Genomic DNA, 2,097 nt, shown 5'->3' with positions numbered 1-2,097 from the left:
CGAGCCGCAGGTCAGGATGCCTTTCTGCTTCACGCTGTTCAGTGTCGCCTGGGCCGAGGCGGCCGTCGCGAGCAGGCTTGCTGTCAGGCCGACGGCAAGTGATGTGAGAGCGTTGATCATGACGTTACCTCCCGTTGTGTCGGTTTCATCGTGAGCCCGCCAACCAGGCAGTCATTGTTCACAGGCAGCCAACGAGCGCCCACACGTCGGATCTCTACCGCGTGCGGGCGGTACGCTCGAACTGGCGCAGCATCTGGTTGCCGCGCATGACTGCGGCGTCGAGTGCAGCCTTGGCGGACTTCTGCCCGGCGAGTGCCGCCTCGATCTCCTCGGCCCAGACGTCCCGCAACTGCACCATGTTGCCAAGGCGCAGGCCGCGCGAGTTCTCGCTTGGCTCCTTGTTGGTGAGTTCCTTCAGCGGCACTTCGAGAATAGGGTTCTTCTCATAGAATCCGGACGCCTTCGTCGTCTCATAGGCAGCTTTGGTGATCGGCAGGTAACCGGTCTCCTGGTGCAGGCGCACCTGACGATCTGTGTCCGACAGGAAGGTGAAGAACTTCGCCACGCCCTTGTACTCGGCAGGATTCTTGCCCTCCATCACCCAGAGCGAGGCGCCGCCGATGATCGAGTTCTGAGGCGCGTCCTTCACGTCCGGATAGTACGGCATCGGGGCAGCCGTGTACTCGAACGTCGCATTCGCCCGCACATCGCCGTAGAAGGCTGAGGAATTCAGGAAGATCGGGCATTCCCCGGAGGTGAAGCGACCCGTACTTTTGCCGTCGCGGCCGGAATAGTCGAAGGTCTTGTCCTTCTGCAGATTCACCAGCGTCTCAAGGTGCCTAATGTGAAGGGGCGAGTTCAACTTCAGCTCCGTATCAAAGCCGTCGAGCCCGTTCGCCCTGGTGGCCAGCGGCACATTGTGCCAAGCCGAGAACTGCTCGAGCATCGCCCAAGTGATCCAGGCGGTCGAGAAGCCGCAACTCTGGTAGCCCGCAGCCTGCACCTTCTTGGCGGCGTCGAAGGTTTCCAGCCAAGTCTCCGGGATCTCGGCAATGTTGGCCTTCTTCAGCGCGTCCCGGTTCACCCACATCACCATGGAGGAGGAATTGAAGGGGAACGAAAGCATCTCGCCCTTGAGAGTCGAGTAGTAGCCGGTGATGGTGGGCAGATAGGCTTGCGGATCGAACGTCTCGCCTGCCTCCGCCATCAGCTGGTACACCGGTTTCACGGCTCCGGACGCCGCCATCATGGTCGCGGTGCCAACTTCGAACACCTGCAGGATGTGGGGCGCGCTACCGGCGCGGAACGCCGCGATGCCCGCATCCAGGGTTTCCGCATAGGTGCCCTTGAAGGCTGGCACCACCTTATAGTCGCTTTGGCTCGCATTGAACTCCTGGGCAAGCCTGTTAACGGCATCATTGTTGGCGCCGGTCATGGCGTGCCACCACTGGAGTTCTGTCTGGGCAAGCGATGAGGTTGAGGCCAGGCTCAGCCCCACAGCGGCAAGAACCATCACTTTTTTCATCGGTAACCCTCCCGCACGATCTCGGTTGAACGTGACTCCCGGACAGGAGCCTCTTGGCAGGAAGCTTGGACGTTGCCGCAGGCTGGCGTTCTCTGCTAGACGAGCAGCCCGTCGCCCGTGGTTTTGACGATCCGGCCGCCTGCCGGACGAAGGTAGATATTGTTCGATCGAGTATCAGGCGGAGTTGCGGAAGCACGGCATCCGGATCTCGATGTCCGGGAAGGGAAACTGTTATGATAACTCGGTGGTCGAGACCTTCTTCAAGACCTTGAAATCCGAATTGGTCTGGCGCACCGTCTTCCAGACAAGAGCCGAGGCCAAGGCGGTGATCGGCCGGTACATCGACGGATTCTACAATCCCGTCCGGCGTCATTCGACACTGGACTACGTCAGTCCGGTTCAGTTCGAAAGGCTGGCCGGATAGCTACTAAACCGCTCTCCACAAAAGCGATACTGCTGGCGAATTCATCATGCTGGGATGGTAGCCATCATGAGCTTGGTAAATGCGGATTGCCGGGTGCGTGCGAGCGGCGTGTCAGCCAACCAAGCCCCGAGCCGGATGAGGTTCATGG

General features: G+C 60.3%; 1 protein-coding gene and 1 pseudogene. One reads left to right on the top strand and one right to left on the bottom strand.

Features of this window, described 5'->3' with window-relative positions:
• Positions 1–214 precede the first annotated feature (214 nt).
• Positions 215–1,513, bottom strand: coding sequence for a sn-glycerol-3-phosphate ABC transporter substrate-binding protein UgpB (ugpB, locus tag ACS5Q1_RS47705; protein ID WP_473104751.1), 1,299 nt, complete (start codon positions 1,511–1,513; stop codon positions 215–217).
• Between the two features lie 166 nt (positions 1,514–1,679).
• Here ugpB and ACS5Q1_RS47700 point away from each other — a divergent pair.
• Positions 1,680–1,949 (top strand): annotated as a pseudogene (locus ACS5Q1_RS47700) (integrase core domain-containing protein); the annotation flags it as partial.
• Positions 1,950–2,097 lie beyond the last annotated feature (148 nt).

The sequence above is a fragment of the Microvirga sp. GN3 genome, from assembly GCF_055792825.1.
Note: the sequence above shows the minus strand (reverse complement) of the source record. Positions and strands in the feature narration are given on the sequence as shown.